Annotated in this window: 20 protein-coding genes; 11 read left to right on the top strand and 9 right to left on the bottom strand. The window is 66.5% G+C overall.

Going from position 1 to position 21,667, the window contains the following annotated elements:
• Nucleotides 1-3: 3 nt before the first annotated feature.
• The 5 genes from EL288_RS07085 (at nucleotide 4) to EL288_RS07065 (ending at nucleotide 4,928) form a co-directional block, all read left to right on the top strand.
• On the top strand, nucleotides 4-1,176 hold the full coding sequence (locus EL288_RS07085; RefSeq protein ID WP_010926854.1) for a thiolase domain-containing protein: 1,173 nt from the start codon (nucleotides 4-6) through the stop codon (nucleotides 1,174-1,176).
• 3 nt (nucleotides 1,177-1,179) lie between these two features.
• On the top strand, nucleotides 1,180-1,602 hold the full coding sequence (locus EL288_RS07080) for a Zn-ribbon domain-containing OB-fold protein (protein WP_003813481.1): 423 nt from the start codon (nucleotides 1,180-1,182) through the stop codon (nucleotides 1,600-1,602).
• A 4-nt stretch (nucleotides 1,603-1,606) separates the two neighbouring features.
• The gene (locus EL288_RS07075; RefSeq protein WP_033456223.1) at nucleotides 1,607-2,590 is read left to right on the top strand and encodes a tripartite tricarboxylate transporter substrate binding protein; all 984 of its coding nucleotides are present in this window, start codon (nucleotides 1,607-1,609) and stop codon (nucleotides 2,588-2,590) included.
• An 11-nt stretch (nucleotides 2,591-2,601) separates the two neighbouring features.
• Complete coding sequence (locus tag EL288_RS07070; RefSeq protein ID WP_033452504.1) at nucleotides 2,602-4,260, top strand: AMP-binding protein; 1,659 nt, start codon at nucleotides 2,602-2,604, stop codon at nucleotides 4,258-4,260.
• Between the two features lie 92 nt (nucleotides 4,261-4,352).
• A complete protein-coding gene (locus tag EL288_RS07065; protein WP_010928921.1) occupies nucleotides 4,353-4,928 on the top strand; it encodes a restriction endonuclease in 576 nt (191 codons plus the stop codon).
• A 24-nt stretch (nucleotides 4,929-4,952) separates the two neighbouring features.
• On the opposite strand, the gene EL288_RS07060 is transcribed toward EL288_RS07065, so the two are convergent.
• Complete coding sequence (locus tag EL288_RS07060; RefSeq protein WP_010928922.1) at nucleotides 4,953-5,942, bottom strand: LysR family transcriptional regulator; 990 nt, start codon at nucleotides 5,940-5,942, stop codon at nucleotides 4,953-4,955.
• 135 nt (nucleotides 5,943-6,077) lie between these two features.
• On the opposite strand from EL288_RS07060, the gene EL288_RS07055 reads away from it, so the two are divergent.
• From EL288_RS07055 to EL288_RS07045, 3 genes are all read left to right on the top strand, one after another.
• Nucleotides 6,078-7,055 carry a Bug family tripartite tricarboxylate transporter substrate binding protein gene (locus EL288_RS07055; protein ID WP_003813492.1) on the top strand — a complete coding sequence of 326 codons (978 nt, stop codon included), beginning with the start codon at nucleotides 6,078-6,080 and terminating at the stop codon, nucleotides 7,053-7,055.
• A 125-nt stretch (nucleotides 7,056-7,180) separates the two neighbouring features.
• Entirely contained in the window at nucleotides 7,181-8,254 is a 1,074-nt protein-coding gene (locus tag EL288_RS07050) for a TauD/TfdA family dioxygenase (protein WP_003813493.1), read from the top strand.
• 77 nt (nucleotides 8,255-8,331) lie between these two features.
• Nucleotides 8,332-9,192 (top strand): fumarylacetoacetate hydrolase family protein, encoded by an 861-nt coding sequence (locus EL288_RS07045; protein ID WP_003821484.1) that lies wholly within the window; start codon nucleotides 8,332-8,334, stop codon nucleotides 9,190-9,192.
• Nucleotides 9,193-9,243: 51 nt separating this feature from the next.
• Here the strand turns inward: EL288_RS07045 and EL288_RS07040 are convergent, their stop codons facing one another.
• Together EL288_RS07040 and EL288_RS07035 are read right to left on the bottom strand one after the other, a co-directional pair.
• Nucleotides 9,244-10,140: a TrmB family transcriptional regulator gene (locus EL288_RS07040; RefSeq protein WP_033458812.1), complete on the bottom strand. Its 897-nt coding sequence runs from the start codon at nucleotides 10,138-10,140 to the stop codon at nucleotides 9,244-9,246.
• 41 nt (nucleotides 10,141-10,181) lie between these two features.
• Nucleotides 10,182-10,997: a phosphosulfolactate synthase gene (locus EL288_RS07035; protein WP_003821483.1), complete on the bottom strand. Its 816-nt coding sequence runs from the start codon at nucleotides 10,995-10,997 to the stop codon at nucleotides 10,182-10,184.
• Nucleotides 10,998-11,109: 112 nt separating this feature from the next.
• On the opposite strand from EL288_RS07035, the gene EL288_RS07030 reads away from it, so the two are divergent.
• From EL288_RS07030 to tcuA, 3 genes are read left to right on the top strand one after another with little or no spacing between them, the layout of a single operon-like run.
• A complete protein-coding gene (locus EL288_RS07030; RefSeq protein ID WP_015040164.1) occupies nucleotides 11,110-12,342 on the top strand; it encodes a 2-methylaconitate cis-trans isomerase PrpF family protein in 1,233 nt (410 codons plus the stop codon).
• A 42-nt stretch (nucleotides 12,343-12,384) separates the two neighbouring features.
• The gene (gene tcuB / locus EL288_RS07025) at nucleotides 12,385-13,569 is read left to right on the top strand and encodes a tricarballylate utilization 4Fe-4S protein TcuB (protein WP_003813507.1); all 1,185 of its coding nucleotides are present in this window, start codon (nucleotides 12,385-12,387) and stop codon (nucleotides 13,567-13,569) included.
• Between the two features lie 20 nt (nucleotides 13,570-13,589).
• Entirely contained in the window at nucleotides 13,590-14,993 is a 1,404-nt protein-coding gene (gene tcuA / locus EL288_RS07020; protein ID WP_003813511.1) for an FAD-dependent tricarballylate dehydrogenase TcuA, read from the top strand.
• A 50-nt stretch (nucleotides 14,994-15,043) separates the two neighbouring features.
• Here tcuA and EL288_RS07015 read toward each other — a convergent pair whose 3' ends face one another.
• The 6 genes from EL288_RS07015 to EL288_RS06990 form a co-directional block, all read right to left on the bottom strand.
• Complete coding sequence (locus EL288_RS07015; protein WP_003813512.1) at nucleotides 15,044-16,498, bottom strand: aldehyde dehydrogenase family protein; 1,455 nt, start codon at nucleotides 16,496-16,498, stop codon at nucleotides 15,044-15,046.
• A 104-nt stretch (nucleotides 16,499-16,602) separates the two neighbouring features.
• Entirely contained in the window at nucleotides 16,603-18,015 is a 1,413-nt protein-coding gene (locus EL288_RS07010) for an MmgE/PrpD family protein (protein ID WP_003813514.1), read from the bottom strand.
• A gap of 108 nt (nucleotides 18,016-18,123) precedes the next feature.
• Nucleotides 18,124-18,903: an ABC transporter ATP-binding protein gene (locus EL288_RS07005; RefSeq protein WP_003813516.1), complete on the bottom strand. Its 780-nt coding sequence runs from the start codon at nucleotides 18,901-18,903 to the stop codon at nucleotides 18,124-18,126.
• A 23-nt stretch (nucleotides 18,904-18,926) separates the two neighbouring features.
• Entirely contained in the window at nucleotides 18,927-19,754 is an 828-nt protein-coding gene (locus tag EL288_RS07000) for an ABC transporter permease (protein WP_126621904.1), read from the bottom strand.
• Complete coding sequence (locus EL288_RS06995; protein WP_003813519.1) at nucleotides 19,751-20,623, bottom strand: ABC transporter permease; 873 nt, start codon at nucleotides 20,621-20,623, stop codon at nucleotides 19,751-19,753. Before EL288_RS06995 ends, EL288_RS07000 begins: the two co-directional genes overlap by 4 nt.
• A 19-nt stretch (nucleotides 20,624-20,642) precedes the next feature.
• Nucleotides 20,643-21,617, bottom strand: a complete 975-nt coding sequence (locus tag EL288_RS06990; RefSeq protein WP_003813520.1) for an NrtA/SsuA/CpmA family ABC transporter substrate-binding protein — start codon at nucleotides 21,615-21,617, stop codon at nucleotides 20,643-20,645.
• Nucleotides 21,618-21,667: the final 50 nt, after the last annotated feature.

The following is a 21,667-nucleotide window of genomic DNA, read 5'->3' as shown; positions in this document are numbered from 1 at the left end:
GACATGACGAGACACGCTCTGGCCTATGTGGCGGGCGCCTATGAACATCCCCTGCGCCATGCGCCGGACAAGTCCGTGGCGCAATTGCATGCGGAGAGCGCGCGCGGCGCGCTGGACGACGCCGGCCTGAGTTTCGCCGACGTGGACGGGTATTTCTGCGCCGGCGACGCCGGCCTGGGGCCCGCCTATATGGTGGACTACCTGAACCTGACGCTGCGGCATGTGGACGGCACCGAGATCGGGGGCGGCTCCTATCTTGCGCAGATCGGCCACGCCGCCCATGCCATCGCCGCTGGCAAGTGCTCGGTGGCCCTGATCACCCTCGCCGGACGCCCGCGCAGCGAGGGCCAGGCCACGGGTACCGAGCCGCGCATCCCGGGCCCGGACCGGCCCTCGGCGCCATGGGACTCGGCATACCGCTGGACGATAGGCACCATCTACGGGAATTTCGCGCGCCGCCACATGCACGAATACGGCACGACCAGCGAGCAACTGGCATGGGTCAAGGTCGCCGCCTCGCATCATGCGCAGCACAACCCCAACGCGCTGCTGCGCAAGGTCTATACGGTGGACGACGTGCTGGGCTCGCCGATGGTGGCCGACCCGCTGCACCGGCTGGACTGCTGCGTCATCACCGACGGCGGCGGCGCATTGGTGATCGTGGCGCCCGAAGTGGCGCGCAGCCTGAATCGGCCGCGCATCAAGGTGGTGGGCCACGGCGAGACCATCCGCACCAACAACGGCGGCCACCATGAAGACCTGCTGGTGACGGGCGCCGCCCGCTCGGCGCCCGCGGCGTTCGCCCAGGCTGGCGTGACACCGGCGGATATCAAATATGCGTCCATCTACGACAACTTCACCATCATGGTCATCATGCAACTGGAAGACCTCGGCTTCTGCCCCAAAGGCGAAGGGGGACGCTTCGTGGCCGACGGCAACCTGATATCCGGCGTGGGACGGCTGCCTTTCAATACCGACGGCGGCGGACTGTGCAACAACCATCCGGCCAATCGGGGCGGCATGACCAAGGCGATCGAGGCCGTGCGCCAGCTGCGCGGCGAGGCGCATCCGGCCGTACAGGTGAAGAACTGCGACCTGGCCCTGGCGGCCGGTCCCGGCGGGGTCTATGGCATCGGCCATTCGCACACCACCGTCATTTTCGAGCGGGAGGATTGACAGATGCATATCAGCGAACAGGCGTGCGGCTGGCAGGCCGACCCCTACGCCCTTGCATATCCGGAATCGGCGCCGTTCTGGCAGGCGGCCGAAACCGGCACGCTGCTGTTGCCCCAGTGCGTCCGGTGCGAATGCTTCCATTGGCACCCCCGCGCGTTCTGCCCTTTCTGCAAGGCCCCGGACCCTCGCTGGACCGCATCGAGCGGCCAGGGCGAGATCTTCAGCTTCAGCGTGGCGCGTACCGCGACACCCTACGTCGTGGCCTACGTCAGGCTGGCCGAGGGCCCGTTGATGCTGACCAATATCGTCGACTGCGACCCCGACGGCGTGCGCATCGGCCAGCGCGTCAGCGCCCGCTTCCGCCCGACGCAGCAAGGCCGGCTGCTGCCGGTGTTCGCCCCGGCGCACGATCACGACAAGGACTAGAGACATGCATTCCGGAAATCGCATCACCCGTCGCAGTTTCATGCTGGCCGCGGGGGCCCTGGGCCTGGCCCTCGCGGGCGCCGCCCAGGCGGCCGCGTTCCCGCAGCGCCCTGTCGCGATGATCGTGCCCTTCCCGGCCGGAACGGCCGTCGACGTCGTGGCCCGTTTCCTGGCGACCCGGCTCACGCAGCAGTGGAACCAGTCGGTCTACGTGGAAAACCGCGTGGGCGCCGATGGGCTGATCGGCACGGTGGCCGCCAGGATGGCGCCCGCCGATGGCCACACCATCCTGTACACCGGCCCGCCCTTTCTCTTCGTGCCGGATCTCAACTCGCAGGCAGACTACGACCCGCTGAAGGATTTTCGGCCGGTCGCACGCGTGACCGCGCCGGTCTACATGCTGGCGGCGACCAAGAGCGCGCCCTACAGCACCTTCCGGGAGATGGTGGAAACGGCAAAGCGCACCGGCGGCCAGCTGGATGTCGGCACTGTCGGCGCGCACGGCACCGCCACGGCCGCGGGGATGGCCAGGGCGGCCGGCGTCGACATCAACATCATCAACTACAAGACCACGGCGCAATTGATCAGCGACAGCATCGCCGGGCACGTTCCCATGGTCCTGTCCGCGCTGGGGTCGCTGAACACGCTGACGCACAACGGCTCGCTGAAGGCCCTGGCGGTCAGCGGGCCGCAGCGATCGATCATCGCGCCCGAGGTTCCCACCGCCATGGAGGCCGGCGCAAAGGATTTCTCGGTGGTCTCGTGGAACGGCGCATTCGTGCGCACCGGCACCCCGGACGCGGCCGTGGATGCCATTGCCCAGGCCATCCACAAGGCGACGCTGAGTCCGGACTTCATCGAATTCTGCCGCGCCCAGGGCCTGGAGCCGGCATTCGAGGACGGCCAGGCGTGGCTCAAGACCTTGCCGGCCGAACGTAGCTATTTGAACGGGCTGCTGCGCCAAAGCGGCCTGCTGGCGGCAAAGTGAGAACGGCATCCATGCAAGCAGCAAACATCTGGCCGGCCATCGACGCCGAAGCCGAAATCGGTGACATCCGGCAATGGACGACCGGCGCGGTACTGGCGCGCCGCGCCGAGCGCTGCCCGGACCGGGTTTTCCTGCGCTTTGCGCCGGACGGCCGCAGCTATACCTTCGCGGACCTGCACCGCCGCACCAACGGTATCGCCCAGGCGATGATCGGCTACGGCATCGCCCAGGGCGAGCACGTCGCCATGCTGTCGCCGAACTGCCCGGAATGCCTGCTCGGCAATCTGGCGCTCGGCAAGATGGGCGCCGTATCGGTACCGATCAACACCAATGCCAAGGCGTCGCTGCTGGAGTACTACCTCACGCATGCGGATTGCGTGACCGCGATCGTGGCCGACGCCTGCATGGAAGCGTTTGCGGCGGTGGCCCCGCGCCTGGCGCAACTGCGGCGAGTGCTGGTCATCGGCGATGCCGCGAACGCCCGCCGGATGCTCGAGGGCCTGCCGCTGGCGGTCGAGCCCTTTCCCGCGGACGCCGCGAGCGACGAGGCGGTGAGCAATGACGTGCGCTTCACCGACCTGGCCTATCTCATGTTCACCTCGGGCACCACGGGACCGTCGAAGGCCATCATGATTCCGCACGGGGCGGCCTGGCACTGGGGCAAGCACAGCGTGCACTACCGCTACTTCCTGCCCGAAGACGTCGACTACGTCTGCATGCCGCTGTTCCACGCCAATGCGCTGCTGCTCAGCTGCACGACCGCGATCGTGGCCGGCACCTCGGTGGTGCTGGACGAACGCTTCTCCGCCTCGCGCTTCTGGGAGCGCGTACGCGCCTTCGGCGTGACACGCTTCAACGCCATCGGCGCCATCGGCAATTTCCTCTGGTCGCAGCCGGCCTCGCCAGTCGATCTCGAGCACAAGGTGCGTATTTGCTCGCTGGCGCCCCCGCCGCCCTTCGTGCACGATTTCGAGCGCCGCTTCGGCCTGCGCGTGATCGCGGGCTACGCCCTGAGCGACTACGGTTTCGGCGCGTCGCTCTCGCCCGATGCGCCGCCCGAGAAGTCGCTCAGCCTGGGCAGGACCTGCGAAGGCGTCGCGATACGCGTGGTCGACGAGGACGACCTGACCCTGCCGGCAGGCCAGGTCGGCGAGATCGTGATGCGCATCGAACAGCCAGGCGCCGCGCCGCTGGGCTACTACAAGATGCCGGAAGCCACGCTGGCGGCCTGGCGCAACCTCTGGTTCCATACCGGGGACCGCGGCTACTTCGACGCCGACGGCTATCTCTACCTGACCGATCGCAAGAAGGACATGATCCGCCGCCGCGGCGAGAACATCTCGTCGTACGAAGTCGAATCCGTGATCGCCCTGCATCCCGCCGTGCTGCAGGTGGCGGTCTATCCGCTGCAGTCGGAGCACAGCGAGGACGAAGTGGCCGTCACGGTCATGCTCAAGGACGGCCAGGCCCTGGATCCGGACGAACTGGTCGCCTTCTGCCAGCAGCAGATGGCGGCGCACATGGTGCCGCGCTTCGTCGAATTCGTGGACGCGATGCCGCTGACGCCCACCAACAAGATAGAGAAATACAAGATAAAGGAGCGCGCGCAGGCGGATCGCTCACGGCTATGGGACCGCGAAGGCACGCCGGGCGCGCGGCCCGGACCGTAAGACGGGGGGCCGGAATCCGCCGGACGGGCCGGGCGGGGGCCGGCCCGCCTGCCCTATACTGGCGCCTGCCTACCAGACCCGACAGCTCCGGCGTGAAACTCAAGCCAGCCCCCAACTCGATATTCGCCATCCTCCTGCGCTCTTCGTGGTGGATCAGCGCCGCCATCGCGCTCGTCCTGATCGCCAGCGCGCTGGCATCCACACGGCCGACGTTCACCGCGGTCCTGTTCTTCGCCGCCTTGCCCTTTCTCGTCATTGCGGCCATGGCGGCCTGGAAGCAACGCAACGTCCCTTCGGCCGCCCGCGTCGAACGCGCCACGAACGCGGCGCGCGCCATGCCCTGGGAAACATTCTCGAAAGTGCTGCAGGAAGGCTTGCGCCAGGACGGCTGCGAGGTCACCGTGCTGCAGGGCGGGCCGGCCGACTATGTGTTGCGACGCAAGAACCGGCTGGCCGTGGTCGGCGCAAAACGCTGGAAAGCCTCGCGCGTCGGCGTGCAGGCGCTGCAGGAGCTGAACGCCGTCCGCGAGACCCACGGCGCGCACGACGCCATCTACGTCACCATCGGCGAGATCAGCGCGCCGGCGCTGGCGTACGCGAAGGCCAACCAGATCCAGTTCATGGCCGAGGCCGAACTGACGCGCCTGTTGCCGCAGCTGTCGACATAGCGCGCCGCCCGAACGCGGGCCGGGTCAGAATTCGCCGGCGCGGGCGGCCGCCCCGGTTTCCATTGCGCCCGGCATGGCGGCCGCGCACTCGATCAGCGCGTTCTTCATGTCCATGATTTCCGCGATGTCGCCCTTGGTGCGGCGCCACACCACCGAAATCGGCGGTAGCGGAACCCGCGGGTTGACGGGCAGCACATGCAGGCGGCCGCCCTGCTGCAATTCGGCCGCCACCGAGGCAGGACATATGCCGAGGAAATTGCTTTTCTGCACCAGGGTCAGGCGCGAGGCCGAGGTAAGCCATTCCACTTTCGGCACGGGCGGCCGCAGCCCTGCGCTGACGAACTCCTCTTCGATCAATTTGCCGGTGATGGAGGTCGACGGCGGCAGCACCCAGTCGTACTGCGTCAGCATGTCCAGGGTGACCGTGTCCACCGCGCTCAGCGGATGGTCCGTGCTGCATACGATGGCAATGGCTTCCTCATAGAGGACCGCGCTGTCGAAATTGCGCGCGCCGGCCAGGCCCGCGTGGCTTTCCAGCAAACGGGTGACCGCGATATCGATGGCGCCCTGGTCCAGCGCGTCGAGCAGCTGCCGCGACGTGCCCTCGGCAATCCGTACGCGCGACCTGAAGCCGGCGCCGAACAAGCGCACCAGCGTCGTGGGCACAAGGGTATGCAGGCAACGCGGCAGCGCGCCGAGGTCGATCGACACACCCTGGCGATGCTCCAGCTCAGCCACGTCGGCCTGCATCTCGTGCAGCTCGCGCAGGATGACCCGCACGCGGCCCACCAGCACATCGGCAAACGGATTCGGCCGCATGCCCCGCCTGCCTCGCTCGAACAGCGTCACCCCGAACGTGGACTCGACTTCGCGCAGCATCTGGCTGGCGGCCGGCTCGCTCAGGTGCAGGCCCTCGGCCGCCTTGCGCAGGGATCCGTACTGCACCACCAGTTCGAGCAAGCGCAAGTGCTTGATCCGGATATGCCCCAGCCCCCTGGCCGCCGATTTCTGCATTTTGTTTTTCCGATCACTTGATAAGTTACTCCTATTATTAATTTATCACTGGCCCGGATAGACTGCTTTCCACCAAACGGAATACGTCACCACTTGCGCCGGGGCACACCGGTCGACCGAAACCCTGGAGACAGAATGATGTTGCAACGGCTTTTCGCAGTATTGCTGGCCGCCTCGACGCATGCAGCCGCCTGCGCGCAGACCCCTGCCCCGGCCTATCCGGAGCGAACGGTCCGTTTTCTGGTGCCCTATACCCCCGGCGGCAATGCCGATATGCTCGTGCGGCTGTTGTCGCTCAAGCTGACCCAGTATTGGGACAAGCCGGTCGTGGTCGAGAACAAGCCCGGCGCGTCCGGGACCATCGCGGTCAACACCGTCGCCAAGGCCGAACCGGACGGACACACCCTGGTCCTGGGCGCGGCGGGCAACCTGGTCGTCGCGAACAAGCTGATCAAGGGCCTGCCGTACGACCCCGTCGAGGACCTGAAAGCCGTTTCGGTGGTCGCCACCCCGCCCTTTGTCCTGGTCACGGCCGAGCAATCCAGGTACCAGGATGTCGCCAGCCTGGTCGCGGACGCCGGCCAGCGGCCCGAGCAGATCACCTTCGGCTCGGCCGGCATCGGATCGGCCAATCATCTTTCCGGCGAGTTGCTGGCCCTGATGAAGCGCGTCAAGTTCACGCACGTCGCCTACAAGGGCATGGGGCCCGCCCTCAACGACGTGGTGGCCGGCCGCATCGACTTCGCCTTCGCGCCGATTCCGCTCGTACTGCCGCAGATCCAGGCCGGCAAGCTGCGCGCGCTGGCCGTCTCCGGCACGACCCGCACTCAGGTCCTGCCCGACGTGCCAACCGTGTCCGAGGCGGGCGTCACCGGATTCGAGAGCGGCGCCTGGTTCACCGTCATGGTGCCGAAGAACACCCCCGATCGCATCGTCGACAAGATCAACCACGATCTGAAGTCGGCGATGCAGGACGCGGACTTCATCCGCAAGCTGGCCGAGGAAGGCGCGGTCCCGATCGGCAATACGCCCGCCGAGGCATCCGCGTCGCTCCAGTCGGAAATGGCCAAGTGGGGCGACCTGATCGACCGCCTGAATCTGCAGCCCATCTGACACGGCCGCAGCGCCGGCCTGGACGCAGCACCCTTTCCGAACCGCAATCCCGCCACGCACGCGTGGCAGGGACAAACTCGTCCGCCGGTTTCGCAGCCGGCGGGCCATCCCGCAGGGAGAATGCCATGAACGAAGCATGCACGCCGACCGCCGCGTCGCTGGACTCATACCGGAACGCACAGGCCTGGTACGGGCCGCAGCTGGATAAACACCCGGAATACTGGGTGCATCACCTGACCGGCCCCGAGCTGGAGCAACTGGACCGGGCGGTGCGGCACGCCGACGCCGGCGGCAAGGACATCACGGAATTGAGCCAGGACGACTTCGAACTGGGCGAACTCGGCCAGCGCCTGCAACAGGTCAAGCATGAAGTGCTGCACGGGCGCGGCCTGTACCTGATCCGCGGCGTGCCGGTCGAACAGTACACCATGCGGCAGTCCGCCATTGCGTTCTGGGCGCTCGGAACGAACCTCGGCCTGCCCGTCTCGCAAAATGGCAAGGGGCACGTACTGGGCCATGTCGCCAACCTGGGGCTGGATTATGCGGACGCCGCCGTGCGCGGCTACCAGACCTCCAACCGGCTTCCGTATCACACGGATTCATCGGACATCGTGGGCCTGCTGTGCGTCAGGCCGGCGAAGGCCGGCGGGCTGTCCTCGGTCGTCAGCTCCACGACCGTCTGGAACGAACTGGCCGCCCGTCACCCTGAACACGCGCGCACGCTGCTGGACAGTTTTCATCGCACGCGCTGGGGCGAGATCCCGGAAGGACAGAAGCCCTACTCGTCGAGCCCCGTCTTCGCGCCCTACCAGGGGCGCATGTACGCCAACTACGTGCGCAGCGCCATCCGCAAGGCGCAGGCGCTGCCGTCCGTGCCACGCCTGAGCGCCCAACAGAACGAGGCGCTCGACTGCCTGGACGCACTGACATGCGATCCGGCGCTCTACCTCGACATGGACTTCAAGCCCGGCGACGTGCAGCTCCTGTCCAACTTCACCATCTTCCACTCTCGCACGGCGTATGAAGACTGGCCCGAAACCGAGCGGCGCCGGCATCTGCTGCGCCTGTGGCTGGCCTGCGAAGGCGGCCCGCCGATCCCGGAACCGCTGCTGCGGCGCAATGGCCTGGCCAGCAACGGCCGGCCCAATGGCATCGAGGTACCCGGCGTCAAGCCCAACGCGCCCCTCGTGCCCCAATAGGGGCGCGGGTCCAAGCCCCGTCCGCTCCACCGAACCGCGGAGCACGCACGCTCTGCCCACACCACCGTCGAGAAAACATGCAATTCGTGAACCTAGACCACGCCGGGCGCGCGATGGCCGCCGTGGCGCACCCCCATGGCTATGTCCTGCTGCCCGGCCCGGAAAACGGCGACTCGCCCGAACTGGGCGAGCGCATACGCCGGGAAGAAGACCTGCCCGCGCTCGGCGCGCAGGCGCTCGCCGCCGGCACGCCGCTTGTCGCCGGCTCGGCCGCCGTGCTCGCCCCCCTGCTGACCCGGCCCGGCAAGATCATCTGCCTGGGCCTGAACTACTACGATCACGCCAGGGAGGGCGGCCGCGACAAGCCGACGTATCCATGGTTCTTCCTGCGCGCCCCCAGCTCGCTGGTGGCCCACGGGCAAGCCGCATGGCTGCCCCGGGTCTCGGGTCATTTCGATTACGAGGCGGAGCTGGCCGTCGTCATCGGCAAGCGCGCCAGGCACGTCATGCCGGAACAGGCCCTGGACATGGTGCTGGGCTACGCCTGCTTCAACGACATGTCCGTTCGCGACTACCAGAAGAAAACACCGCAATGGACCGTGGGCAAGAATTTCGACCGTACCGGCGGCTTCGGCCCGGCGCTCGTCCTGGCCGGCGACCTTCCGCCGGGCGGGCGCGGCCTTGGCATCGCATGCCGGGTGAATGGACAGACGGTGCAGGAAGCCAACACGGACGACATGATTTTCGACGTCGCGGAGGCGATCGGCATCGTTACCGAATGCATGACCCTGGAACCCGGCGACGTCCTGGTAATGGGAACGCCCGCCGGCGTCGGCATGGCGCGGACTCCCCCGCTCTGGCTCAAGCCGCAAGACACGGTCGAAGTGGAGATCGAGCGCGTCGGCCGCCTGTGCAACCCCGTCCTGGCCGAGCCCTGATGCGGCGCGCGGCCCGGGCAGGGCACGCCTTGCCCGTTTGGGCCCGCCGGCTCAGGCCGCCGTGGCCTTGCCGGCCAGCCGGGCAGGGTCGGCCGTTTCCAGGAATACCTTCAATGCATCCGCCTGGTCCGCGGGCAGGTAGCTCTCGCGCAACTTGACCAGCGCCGGACCGAACTTCTCCTGGATCTCGTCGCCGAAGCAGCTGAAGATCTCGGCAAAGTAGATCTCATGGCGCAGCAGCGAGTCGGCCAGGGTGACGATGGGCTTGTTTTCCGTATAGGAGCCGTAGGCATCCCGGCCGACCTCGGCGACCAGGGCCTCTTTGTAGTCGCGCGTGACCGTGATCAGCTTGTGCGAGATGCCGACGCGTATGCCGTTGCCTTCGTGCAGATAGACTTTGCAGTTCTTGCCCAGATCGAACGGCCGGACATCCTCGCCGAACAGGATGATCAACACCTTGACGCCGCGCCGGGCGGCCTTCTTCAGGCTGGGCAAATGCGGCTCCAGCGTGGTGTCCGCGGCCTTGATGCGAATCGTGTCGCGCGCCGAGCCGATCATCTTCTCGATATGCAGGCCGACCGCCGCCGCATCGTTGAGCGACCAGACCAGGTCTTCCTGCGGCAGGTGGCCGATGTTCTTCAGGCTTTCCTTCAGGTCTTCGCAGCGCAGCTGGGTGAGCTCGACCATCTGGTTGAAATAGCGGTTGGGATCGACGGCGACATACTTGACCGGATTCTCCGAAACCGCCTGCACGGCGCCATTCTTGCGCAGCGCCTCGAGCACGGAGTAGCAGTTGGCCTTGGGAATGCCGGCTTCCTTGCTGATTTCGTAGGCGGTTGCGTTGGGCGTGAGCAGAAGCGCGATATAGGTCTTGGCTTCGTAATCGCTGAAGCCCACGCCCTGCAGGTCCTTGATTATCTTCTCGTACGCCGATCTCGTATTGTTCATCTGGAAACTGCCTTGCTGTCGTGACCGTGCCGGGGCCTGCCTCAGATGCGGGACAAGATGGAGTAGTTGACCGCACGGCCCACGCCGTAGCGGAATCCTTGCAGGCGCAGCACCTGGTCCGCGGTAATGTTGGCGAGATTGACGCCATCGCCGAATTTCTCGAGCAGCGTCGCGTGGCCCTTCGGGAAGGCGTACGGGTCCGCCTCGATGAATATATTGCGAAACCAGTCCCGGGCGGCAATGTCCTTGAGTATAGCCGGATTGCTGGCGCTGACGCAGTCGATCTCGGACTGCTCGATGATGGTGTGATGCACGCCCATGGCCACATTGCTGCGGATGACACGCTCGAGTTGCGCCAGGCTGAACGGCTCGGTCGGGTTCTTCCTGCCGAACTCGTATATCACCTCGAAGCCATGCTTTTGCATGGTCTCTATATGGCGCATGCGTTCGTCATCGCCGAAGTCGAGATAATTCTCCGAGACCTCGATCCTGGGCATGCCCAGCTTCTTCAGATGCCGGATGTAGCCGTCCAGCTCGTTCTTCAGGTACGCATACTCGAACAGTATGCCGCCGGCGTATGGCTTGATGTCCGCATCCCGGTAGATCCGCACGGTCTCGCGCACGATCTCTTCGGGCAGGATCAGGGCGTTCATGGCGTAGATCTTGGCGTAATCGATGTAGTCGGCCACGCAACGCAGGTAATCGCGCAGGCTGGCGGGACCCGTCCAGCCGAAACCGTCCGGACCGAAATCGATGACCGACGTGAGCCCGACGGCCCGCGGCTTCTTAGAACGATGGTCGTGATCGAAACTCAACGGCGACAACGAGGCAACAGGTGCGGTACGCGGCTTGTCCATGATCGAGCCTTGACAACGGTTTTGACGGTAGTAGTATTATTCACTACTTCCAATATCCTGTAAAGACGCCGGCACCGGCCCCGTCCCGCCAGGATCCGCAAGGAGACCGCCCATGGATGCACCCGCCCAAGAACCGCCGCGCACGCAGGCCCCTCCCTCACCGCTTTGCGTGACGGCCGATCCGGAACAACTCAGCCTGCCTTGCCTGTACATGCGGGGCGGCTCCAGCAAGGGCGGTTTCTTTCTCGCGGCCGACCTTCCGGCCGATCCGTTGGAGCGGGACGCGACGCTGCTGGCGGCGTACGGCTCGCCGGATGCCCGGCAGATCGATGGCATCGGCGGCGCCGATCCCCTGACCAGCAAGGCGGCCATCGTCGCGCGATCCGGGCGCCCCGACGCGGACGTCGAATACACCTTCTGCCAGGTCGACCTCACGCGCGCCCAGGTCTCGACCGGCGGCAACTGCGGCAACATGCTTGCCGCGGTCGGCCCCTACGCGGTCCTGCGCGGCCTGATCCCGGCCCGGGAGGGACAGAATCGCGTACGCATCTACACCACCAACACCAAGCAGGTGGTAGAGGCCAGCTTCGCGGTGCGGGCGGGCGTGCCTTGCGTCGAGGGTCCGACGGTAGTGCCGGGGGTGCCGGGCAGCGGCGCGACGGTGGCCATCGACTTCGGCGACTGCGCGGGCTCGGTATCCGGGGCCTTGCTGCCTACCGGCCAGGCCGCCGACGCCATCGAGATCGACGGGCGCCCCGTCCGCGTCTCGCTGATCGATGCGGCCACGCCGTTCGTCTACGTGGTGGCCGAGGACATAGGCGGCGACGCCACCGCCACCCCGCAGGACATCCAGAACGACAGTGCGCTCATGGACCGCCTGGAGCAGGCGCGCGGCTGGGCCGCCGTGACGCTCGGCCTGGTCGACGACGCCCGCAAGGCGCGCGAGACCAGTCCCAACGTGCCGCGCGTGATGATGATATCGGCGCCGCGCGACTACGTGGCGGGCGACACGCCCATCAAGGCCGCCGACATCAACCTGTGCGTGCGCCAGCTGGCGATGCAGAAACCGCACAAGGCCCTGGCGGTGACTGGCGCGGTGTGCACCGCCATCGCCTGCCGCATCCCCGGTTCGGTGGTGCAGGAGCAATTGCGCGGCGATACCGGCAGCGAGATCCGGCTTGGCCATCCATCCGGCGCGCTTTCGGTCGATTCGCAGGTGGAGCAGACACCAGCCGGGCCGCGGGTCCGCAAGGCCGCCCTGAACCGCACGGCGCGCCTCATCATGGCGGGCCAGCTGTTCATCGCGCGAGAGAAGATCCGCCAACTCATGCAACGGATGCGGTAGGGCCGCGCCGTGCGCGGACATTCAGCGAAGGAGAGGAGACAGATGAGCACACCCTATACCGAAAGCCAGGTCATGGCCCGCGCAACGATACCGATCGCGGTGGAAGACACCGGCATCGAGCACGACGAAGCGCAGGCGCGGCGCATCCTGACGATCTGCAATGCGTGCCGGTACTGCGAGGGATTCTGCGCGGTGTTCCCGGCGATGACGCGGCGCCTCGACTTCGTGAAAGAGGATGTGCACTATCTCGCCAATCTTTGCCATAACTGCGGGGCATGCCTGCATGCCTGTCAGTACGCGGCGCCGCACGAGTTCGACGTCAACATCCCTCGCACCCTGGCCAAGGTGCGCCTGAAAACCTATTCCGAGTATGCGTGGCCGAGGGCGTTGGGGCAGCTCTACGACCGTAACGGCCTGACGCTGTCGCTGGCGACGGCCGTGGCGCTCTCGCTCTTTCTGGCGCTGCTGGTCTGGCTCAACGGCGCCCTGTGGCACGCCCCGTTGCAGGGCAATTTCTACGCCATATTTCCGCACAACCTGCTGGTGGCCATGTTCGGCCTGGTCTTCCTGTATGCGGCACTGGCACTGGGAATCGGCGCAACCCGCTTCTGGCGCGGCACCCGTCAGGACGCCGCGCCGCCGTCCTCGGCCAGCGGCGCGGCCGCGGAGGCTTCGTTCGACGTCCTGACGCTGCGCTACCTGGGTGGCGGACACGGAGAAGGCTGCAACGAAGAAAGCGCGCGCTTCACCCTGTGGCGGCGCCGCTTTCATCACCTGACGTTCTACGGCTTCATGCTGTGCTTCGCGGCCACCGGCGTAGCCACGGTCTATCACTACGCGCTGGGCTGGCAGGCGCCCTACCCCGTACTCAGCCTGCCCGTACTGCTGGGCACGGCCGGCGGCATCGGCCTGCTGATCGGGCCCGCCGGACTCTACCTGCTCAACCGCAAGCGCCACGCCGACCATGGCGACCCCGCCCAGCATGCGATGGACCGCGGATTCATGGCCCTGCTTTTCTTCGTGAGCCTGACCGGCCTGCTGTTGCTGGCGCTGCGCGACACGTCATGGATGGCGGTGCTGCTGGCGGTACACCTGGGCTTCGTCATGGCCTTTTTCCTCACCATGCCGTATGGCAAGTTCGCCCACGGCATTTATCGCAGCGCCGCACTGCTCAAGAACGCCGTCGAGAAACGCACGCCCGGCACGCTCAATGTAGGCGCTGACTGAACCAACCCCTGGAGGAACGGATGATAGACGTACTGGTGATTGGTGGCGGCAACGCCGCGCTGTGCGCCGCCCTGTCGGCGCGCGAAGCGGGCGCGAGCGTTCTGCTGCTCGAAGCCGCGCCGCGCGAATGGCGCGGCGGAAACTCGCAGCACACGCGCAATCTGCGCTGCATGCACGACGCACCGCAGGACGTGCTGGTGGAGAGCTACCCGGAAGAAGAATACTGGCAGGACCTGTTGAAGGTCACCGGCGGCATCACCAACGAGCGCCTGGCCAGGCTCGTCATCCGCCGCTCCTCGAATTGCCGGCCGTGGATGCGCAGCCATGGCGTACGGTTTCAGAACTCGCTGTCCGGAACCTTGCACCTGGCCCGTACCAACGCATTCTTCATGGGCGGCGGCAAGGCCCTGGTCAACGCGTACTATCGCAGCGCCGCCGCCCTCGGGATACAGGTGCGCTACGACACGCCGGTGGCGGCCATCGAGCGCGACGGCGAGCGCTTCGTGGCCGCCGTCCTGGAAGACGGCGCCCGCATCGAGGCCGGCAGCTGCGTACTGGCGGCCGGCGGCTTCGAGTCCAACCTGGAGTGGCTCGACCAGGCCTGGGGCACCAACGAGAACGGCGAAAGGCCCGCGCTGCAATTCCTCATCCGCGGCACCCGGTACAACCGGGGCGTGCTGTTGCGGCACATGCTCGACAGCGGGGCCGACGCCATCGGCGACCCCACCCAGGCCCATATGGTGGCCATCGACGCGCGCTCCCCGTTGTACGACGGCGGCATCTGCACCCGCATCGACTGCGTACCGCTGGGCATCGTGGTCAACCGCGCAGGCCAGCGCTTCTATGACGAAGGCGAAGACTTCTGGCCCAAGCGGTACGCCATATGGGGCCGGCTGGTGGCGCAGCAACCCGGCCAGATCGCCTGGTCCATCATCGACCGCAAATCGATCGGCCGCTTCATGCCGCCCGTGTTTCCAGGCACGCAGGCCGACAGCATCGAGGCATTGGCGCGCAAACTGGGCCTGCCCGTGGAGCAGACCAGCCGGACCATCGCCGAATACAACGCCGCGTGCATATCCGGCACGTTCGACCACACCGTGCTGGACGACTGCCGCACGCAGGGGCTGACTCCGGCCAAGACCCACTGGGCCAGCCCCATCGTCGAACCGCCCTTCCAGGGCTTTCCGCTCAAGCCGGGCATCACCTTCACCTACCTGGGCCTGAAGACCGACGAAACGGCGGCGGTCCGCTTCAATGACCGGCCCAGTCCGAACCTGTTCGTGGCGGGCGAAATGATGGCGGGCAATATCCTCGGCAAGGGCTACACCGGGGGCATCGGCATGGCCATCGGCACCGCCTTCGGCCGGATCGCCGGCGCCGGCGCGGCGCGGCACGCCCTGGCCGGGCGCCGCCAGGCCGCCTGAACGCAACGGCCCGCCTGACGGCGGGCCGCTTTTCGGACCGGATCGAGAAACTACTGGTTGAAGACGATCAGGCGCTCTTCGGTCATCTCGCGGGCCGCATAACCGGGCCCCTCCTTGCCGAAACCGCTGTCCTTGACGCCGCCGAACGGCATGACGTCGCACCGCGCGCTGGAGGTCTCGTTGATGTGCACCGTACCGAAGCGCAGCGCACGAACGGCGCTCATGATACGGGCGTGATCATTGGTGAAGATGCCGGCGGCCAGGCCATAGGGCGTGTCGTTCGCGCTGGCCAGGACGTCATCGAAGCGGGCAAAGCCCCTGATCGACACCATGGGCGAGAACACCTCGGTGCTCCAGGCCGAGCAGGACTCGGGCACGTCGGCCAGGACGGCCGGCTGTACCACCGCCCCCTGGCGCTCGCCGCCGCGCACCAGGCGCGCGCCCGCCTCGACGGCCTCGGCGATCCAGGCTTGCGCCCGCGCCGCGGCCGCCTCGCTGATCATGGGGCCCACCCGCGTCGCGCCGGCGCGCGGATCGCCGGCGGGCATGTCGTCCAGGTAGCGGGACAAGCGTTCGATCAGCTCGTTCTTGAGCGCGTCCTCGACGTACAGCCGTTGAATCGATGTACACACCTGGCCGGCCTTGCGGAACGCCGCGTTGGCGATCCGCGGCACGGCGGCCTCGAGATCGGCATCCGCGCAGACAATGGTGCTGGCGATGCTGCCCAGCTCCATCTGCGTGCGCCGCAACCCGGCGGCACGCTGGATGATGCGCCCGACCCGGGTACTGCCCGTGAATGTATAGAACGCCACATCCTGCTCTTCCAGCAGCCACGTACCGACGTCATCGCCCTCGCCCTGGACCACGGCCAGGAACTCGGGCGGCATGCCGGCCTCGAGCAGCACCCGCGCCAGCAGCGCGCTGGTCAGCGGCGTGAAGGCCGACGGCTTGAGCACCACGGAATTGCCCGCCGCGAAGGCCGGCGCAACCTTGTGCAGCACCGTGTTCAAGGGCGCGTTGAACGGCGTGATCGCCGCCACCACGCCCACCGGGACACGCACCGTGAACCCCAGCTTGTGCTCCGCGCCCGGGCTGGCCTGGAACGGCACCATGCTGCCGGTCAGACGCAGCGCTTCGTCGGCCGACAGTTCCAGCGTCACCTTGGCCCGCGTGAACTCGGCGGAAATGTCGTGAACGGTAAAGCCGCCCTCCACCATCATGACGGCCTCGAAGTCCTGACGATAGGCGTCCAGCAGGCCGGCCGCGCGGCGCAGGATGGCCGCGCGTTCGCGCGCCGCCGGCGCTCCCCGGTCGGCCGCCGCCTTGCACTGCGACACCGCCTGCGCGACCTGCCGGCGGCTGGCGCGGGAGACCTCGGCGGCGGGCGCCAGGGTGTATTTGTCCAGCACCGGAAAGCTGCCCTCTCCCGCCTGCCAGACGCCGTCGATCAGGATGCCTGTGTACTCAGCCATCAACCGTTGCGCAATCCCGTCCGTCACGTTCATCGCTTAATCCTCGTATGGGCGCAACGCCCGCGCCCTCGGGCCTGATGCCGCGGGGGCGGCCGGCGCCCCCGCGGTTCATTGTCGCGCATCCCGGCGCGGCGGCGTCAAGCGGCGCGCAGCGCGGGAGTCTGGCCAGCCGCCTTCAGCGGTCCGATCAGGTCCGCGATCGCCTTCTCGTCCTCCAGGCGCATCAGGCGCTGCGAAAACTCGCCGCTGACCTGGCTGGACGTTTCGACCATGTCCACCAGGCCGGTGAACTTGTCGGTCAGCTCCTGGTCGGTCAGCGGATTGCTGGGCTCGCCCTTGGGCTCGGCCTGGTCGCGCTGCAGCACCCGCCCGTCCTTCAGCGTGACCGCCATGGCCGCCTGGCGGCCGGTGACGCCGTACGCAGGCTCCATGATGAGACGCGTGCGGTCCGCCGCGGCCTCGTGGACGCGCTGGTCGTTGAAACCGTCCCAGTACTCCCGCAGGCCGTTGCGGCCGCCCGCCAATGCCAGCGCGACACCGAACTCGGTGCTGCCCATGGCGGCGTTCAGGTTGGGCGCCTTGGGCTTGGACGCCTGGCGGATCGACAACTCGCACATGCGCACGTCGATCTTCTCGACGTCCTCCAGGCGCACCCCCTCCTCGAAGAACTGCTGGGCCAGATCGATGGGGCCGTGCGCATAGCGGCAGGCGGCATGCGGCTTGAAGCCGACCTCCATGATGACGAAGCGCTCGCCCAGTCCGTCGAGCAGGTCGTCGACGCGGATATCTTCGCAGTAGGCGTTGAAGAAGCCCTCCTTGCATTCCAGGGCCTTGCGCGGGCCGGCGAAGCCGCGGCTGGCCATGACGGCCGCCATGGTGCCGTTGAAGGCCGATTTGCCGGGACTGAACGGCTTGGCCATGCACGGATCGTCCAGGTATGACTGGATGCCCGCCGACTGCATGGCGGCCAGGCCGATCGCCGCCGCGATGCCTTCTTCGTCGCAACCAAGCAGCTTGGCGCCCCCGGCGGCCGCGCCGAACAGGGATACCGTGCCGGTGGTGTGAAAGCCGCGCTGGCGATGTCCGGGGTTGATCGCCTTGGCGATGCGGACCGCCACTTCATAGCCGGCGACGATGGCCGTGATGACGTCGCGGCCGCTTTTGCCGTTGGCCTCGGCCAGCGCCATGATCGAGGGAATCATGACCGAACCGCCCTTGATCAGGCCCGACCCATGCGCGTCATCCAGCTCCACGCCGTGGCCCAGCATGGCATTGCACATGGCCGCCAGCGGCGCGGGCACCTTGAACCCATAGCCGATGACGGTGGCCTCGGGCTTGCCGCCCCATTCGCGCACGATCTCGACCACGCGCCGCGCCGGTTCGCTGATGGCCGAAGCCGCGACCTGGTTGCCCAGTCCATCGCGAATGATCAGCTTGGCCTTGTGCAGCACCTCCTCGGGCAAGTCCTCGAACTTCAGGTCGTGCACCAGTTTGGCGAAACGGCGGGTCAGGCCCTGGAGTTTGGCGGCGGTTTCCTCGTTCATGCTCATTTCTCTCACCTCGGTATGGTTGACTGCAAATTAGGAGTATCTAATGCTACTACTTTAAATCGGGCGCGCCAATATGGAATGCGGCCGGCATAGCCGGCCCGCCGCGCGTCACGCCGCCACGCGCCGCTCCATGCTCATGGATTTGTCGACTTCGGCCGACAGGATGCGCGTCACCTCGTCCTCGTACGCCTTCACGCCCTCGTCGCCGGCGCCCCTGGGATGGGGCAGGTCGATCTTGATGTCGGCAATGATGGAGGACGGCCGCGCGCTGAATATCAGCACGCGGTCGGCCAGCAGCACCGCCTCCGACACACTGTGCGTCACCATGACGATGGTCTTGTTCGCCTCTGTCCAGAGGCTCTGCAGGTCATGGATCATGTAGTTCTTGGTCTGCACATCCAGCGCGCCGAATGGTTCGTCCAGCAGGATCACCTCCGGGTCGTAGGTCAGCGCCCGGGCGATCGCCACCCGTTGCTTCATGCCTCCGGACAGCGTGGACGGATACGCATCCTCGAAACCGTCCAGCCCCGCCAGAGTGATCCACTTCTGGGCGCGCCGCCGCGCTTCCTGCGGCGGCGTCTTCTTGATGTCCAGGCCCAGCGTGACGTTCTCCATGACGGTGCGCCAGGGGTACAGGACGAACTCCTGAAAGACGATGCCGCGATCCGGACCCGGGCCGCGTATCGGTTCGCCGTCCAGTTCGACGGCGCCGCCTGAAATCCCTTCGAAACCTGCGATCACATACAGAAAGGTGGATTTGCCGCAGCCGCTGGGGCCGATGATTGCGACAAACTCCCGTTCCCCGATGCTGCAGGTCGCATCCTTGATCGCCAGTACGTCGCCGAACCGCATGCTCACGTTCCTGGCCACGATCTTGTCCCTTGCCATCTCCGTCTCCCGTTTCGTTGTTTTCAGCGTTCGACCTGGACGCCCCATTTACCGACCGTACGCTCCTCGAACGCGCCCATCAGCACGTTCTCGATCAGATAGCCGAGCAGCGCAATCATGATCAGCCCGCCGTAAATGGTGGTCATGTCCATGAACTCGGAGGCCTCGTAGATCATGAAGCCCAGCCCGTAGGAGCTGGCGGCCAGCATTTCCGCGGCGATCAAGGCCCGCCACGCATAGCCGCTGCCCAGCCGCACCCCGGTGATCAGGTACGGCAGGATGCCGGGAACGATCACCTTGAAGAAGATCTGCAGGCGGCTGGCCCCCATCGAGCGCGCGACCCAGAACACCTTGACGTTCATGTTCTCGATGCCGGCCACTACGTTGAGGATCACCTCGAAGCTGGCCGCGATGAACACGATCAGGATCGTGGTCTTGTTGTCGACGCCGATCAGCAACAGCAGGATCGGCGTCCAGGCCAGCGTGGGCACCGGCATGAACAGGCTCAGCAAGGGCTTGAAGACGAACCGCCCCCAGCGGGTCAGGCCGATCAGGATGCCGATCAGGGTGCCGACGGCCGCCGCCAGCGCAAGGCCGGCCAGCAGGCGCATCATGCTGTAGTACACATGGCGGTATAGCTGTCCGCCGTGGACATCGGCTCCGGAGTCCGACCAAAGCGTGGAGAAAATACTGCTGGGCGGGGGAAACAGGAAGTCGCTGACCAGGCCGGAACGCGCCAGGAATTCCCAGATCAACAGCGGCACGCCCAGCGAGACCAGGGGCACCAGAAGCCAGTCGAAAATCCTGGCCCCGTCGCCGCCAGGCATGGAGGAAGCCATTGCGCTGCTCATTTCGATCCTCCCATGCGCGAGGCGCCATGCCATTTCCTGATGGTGCGCTGCTCCAGCACGCCGAATATCCCGTATTCGATCGCCATGCCGATCAAGGCCAGCAGCGCGATGCCCACGAACATGGTCGAGACGTCCATATAGCTGCGGGCGGCGAAGATCATGTAGCCCAGGCCCGTGCTGATGGCCGCCAGCATCTCGGCGGCGACCAGCGTGCGCCACGAGTGGGCCATGCCCAGCTTCAGGCCGGATATCAGCGCCGGCAGGCAGGAGGGCAGCAGGACGTTCAGCAGTACGTGCCGGCGCTTGCCGCCCATGCTGCGCACCACCCAGATCGACTGTTTGCTCACCGCCTTGACGCCTTGGATCGTGCTGTAGAGCACAGGGAAGAACGCGCCCAGGAAGCATACGGTGATGATGGTCCGGTCGCCCTGGCCGAACGCGACCAGCAGAATGGGGGTCCACGCGACGGCGGGCAATGGCAGCATGACGCTCAGGATCGGGCTGGTCCATTTGTGGACCGACGGCATCAGGCCCAGGCAGAAGCCCAGCGGTATCCCGATGAGCACGCTCAGCGCGAAGGCGCTGATGGCGCGATACAGGCTGGCGCCGATGTGCTTGAACAGCATGCCCTGCTCCGGCCCGGTGGAGAAGAGTTGCTCGCTGGCGCGAGCGAAGATCATCGACGGCGAGGGAAAGATGTTCGAGGCGATCCACCCCGCCCTGACGGCGAGCTCCCAGAACACGAGCAGGGTGACGATGGGCAGCATGAACCGGCCGAACTCGGCGTACGCGGCGAAAGCGCCGGGAGTACGCCGCGCGGCAGGCCTGATCATGACCGTGTGGGCTGTGGTTGCGGCAAGCGGCTTCATGGGGTCTCCGTGATTCGGCTCACTGCCTGGCCTTGGCAAGCGCGGCAGCCCGCTCGTAGTACGACTTCTGAACCAGCTTGCCGAACTCCGGCATGGCATTGATGCGTCCGGCGGCGATCATGGGCTCGGCTATGGCGGGCAGCTCTTCGAGCAGGCGATCCTCGATCCGCGGATCCACCACGATGCGCGAGACGGCCAGCTCCATCGCCTTGGGCGGGATGCTGACGCCGGACTTGCCCAGCTGGGCCGCGATCATCTCGCCAGCCTTCTTGGGATCGGTCGTGGTCAGCTGCGACATGTCGATCATGGACGCGATGTACTTGGCGACCGCTTCGGGGTGCTTGCCCGCATACTCGCGATTGACGAGGATAAAGTTGGGGCTTTCGTTGACGCCCTTCATCGACTGGATGCGCTTGACCGCGCCGTTGACTTCCGCCAGGGCGACGTGCGGCTCCCAGGCCAGGCCGGCGTCGACCACGCCGCGGTTCACCGCCGCCGCGATATCCTCGACCTTCATGTTGACGAAGCGGAAATCCTTGGGACTGAGCTGGTTCTTCTCGAGGTACAGCATCAAGGTGCCGTGCGCGCCCGAACCGCTGACCACCCCGATCTTCTTGCCTTTGAGATCGGCGATCGATTTGTACGGGGCCTCCGGCCCGACGATGATGCCGTAGCGGTCGCCGCCGTACTGGTTGGCGGCCACGATATAGAACACCTCGGGCTGCTTGGCCGCCATGGTGACCAGCCGCGCCGCGCCGCCGGACACCACGTCCACGCGGCCGGCCAGGAACGCCTTGAGAGAGTCGCCGGCCGAACTGTAGGTCGAGATTTCCGTTTTCAACCCGTAGGGCTGGGCCCAGTCCCGGGCCTGGTACAGCTCGTCGGTGGGGACCGCCTGCAACCCCAGGCGTATGGTGTCCTGCGCCTGGCTGGCGCAAGCCGCAACCACACCGAGCAACGCGCCGGCCAGCCGGCGGCAAATGCGTGACTTCATGGTCAGTCTCCTTGGCTTGTTATCGATCCGCCTTTGGCAGTATCAATTGA

The sequence above is a fragment of the Bordetella bronchiseptica genome, from assembly GCF_900636925.1.
GTDB lineage: Bacteria > Pseudomonadota > Gammaproteobacteria > Burkholderiales > Burkholderiaceae_B > Bordetella > Bordetella pertussis.
The sequence above is the reverse complement of the archived record's forward strand: the minus strand, read 5'-3'. Positions and strand labels throughout refer to the sequence as shown.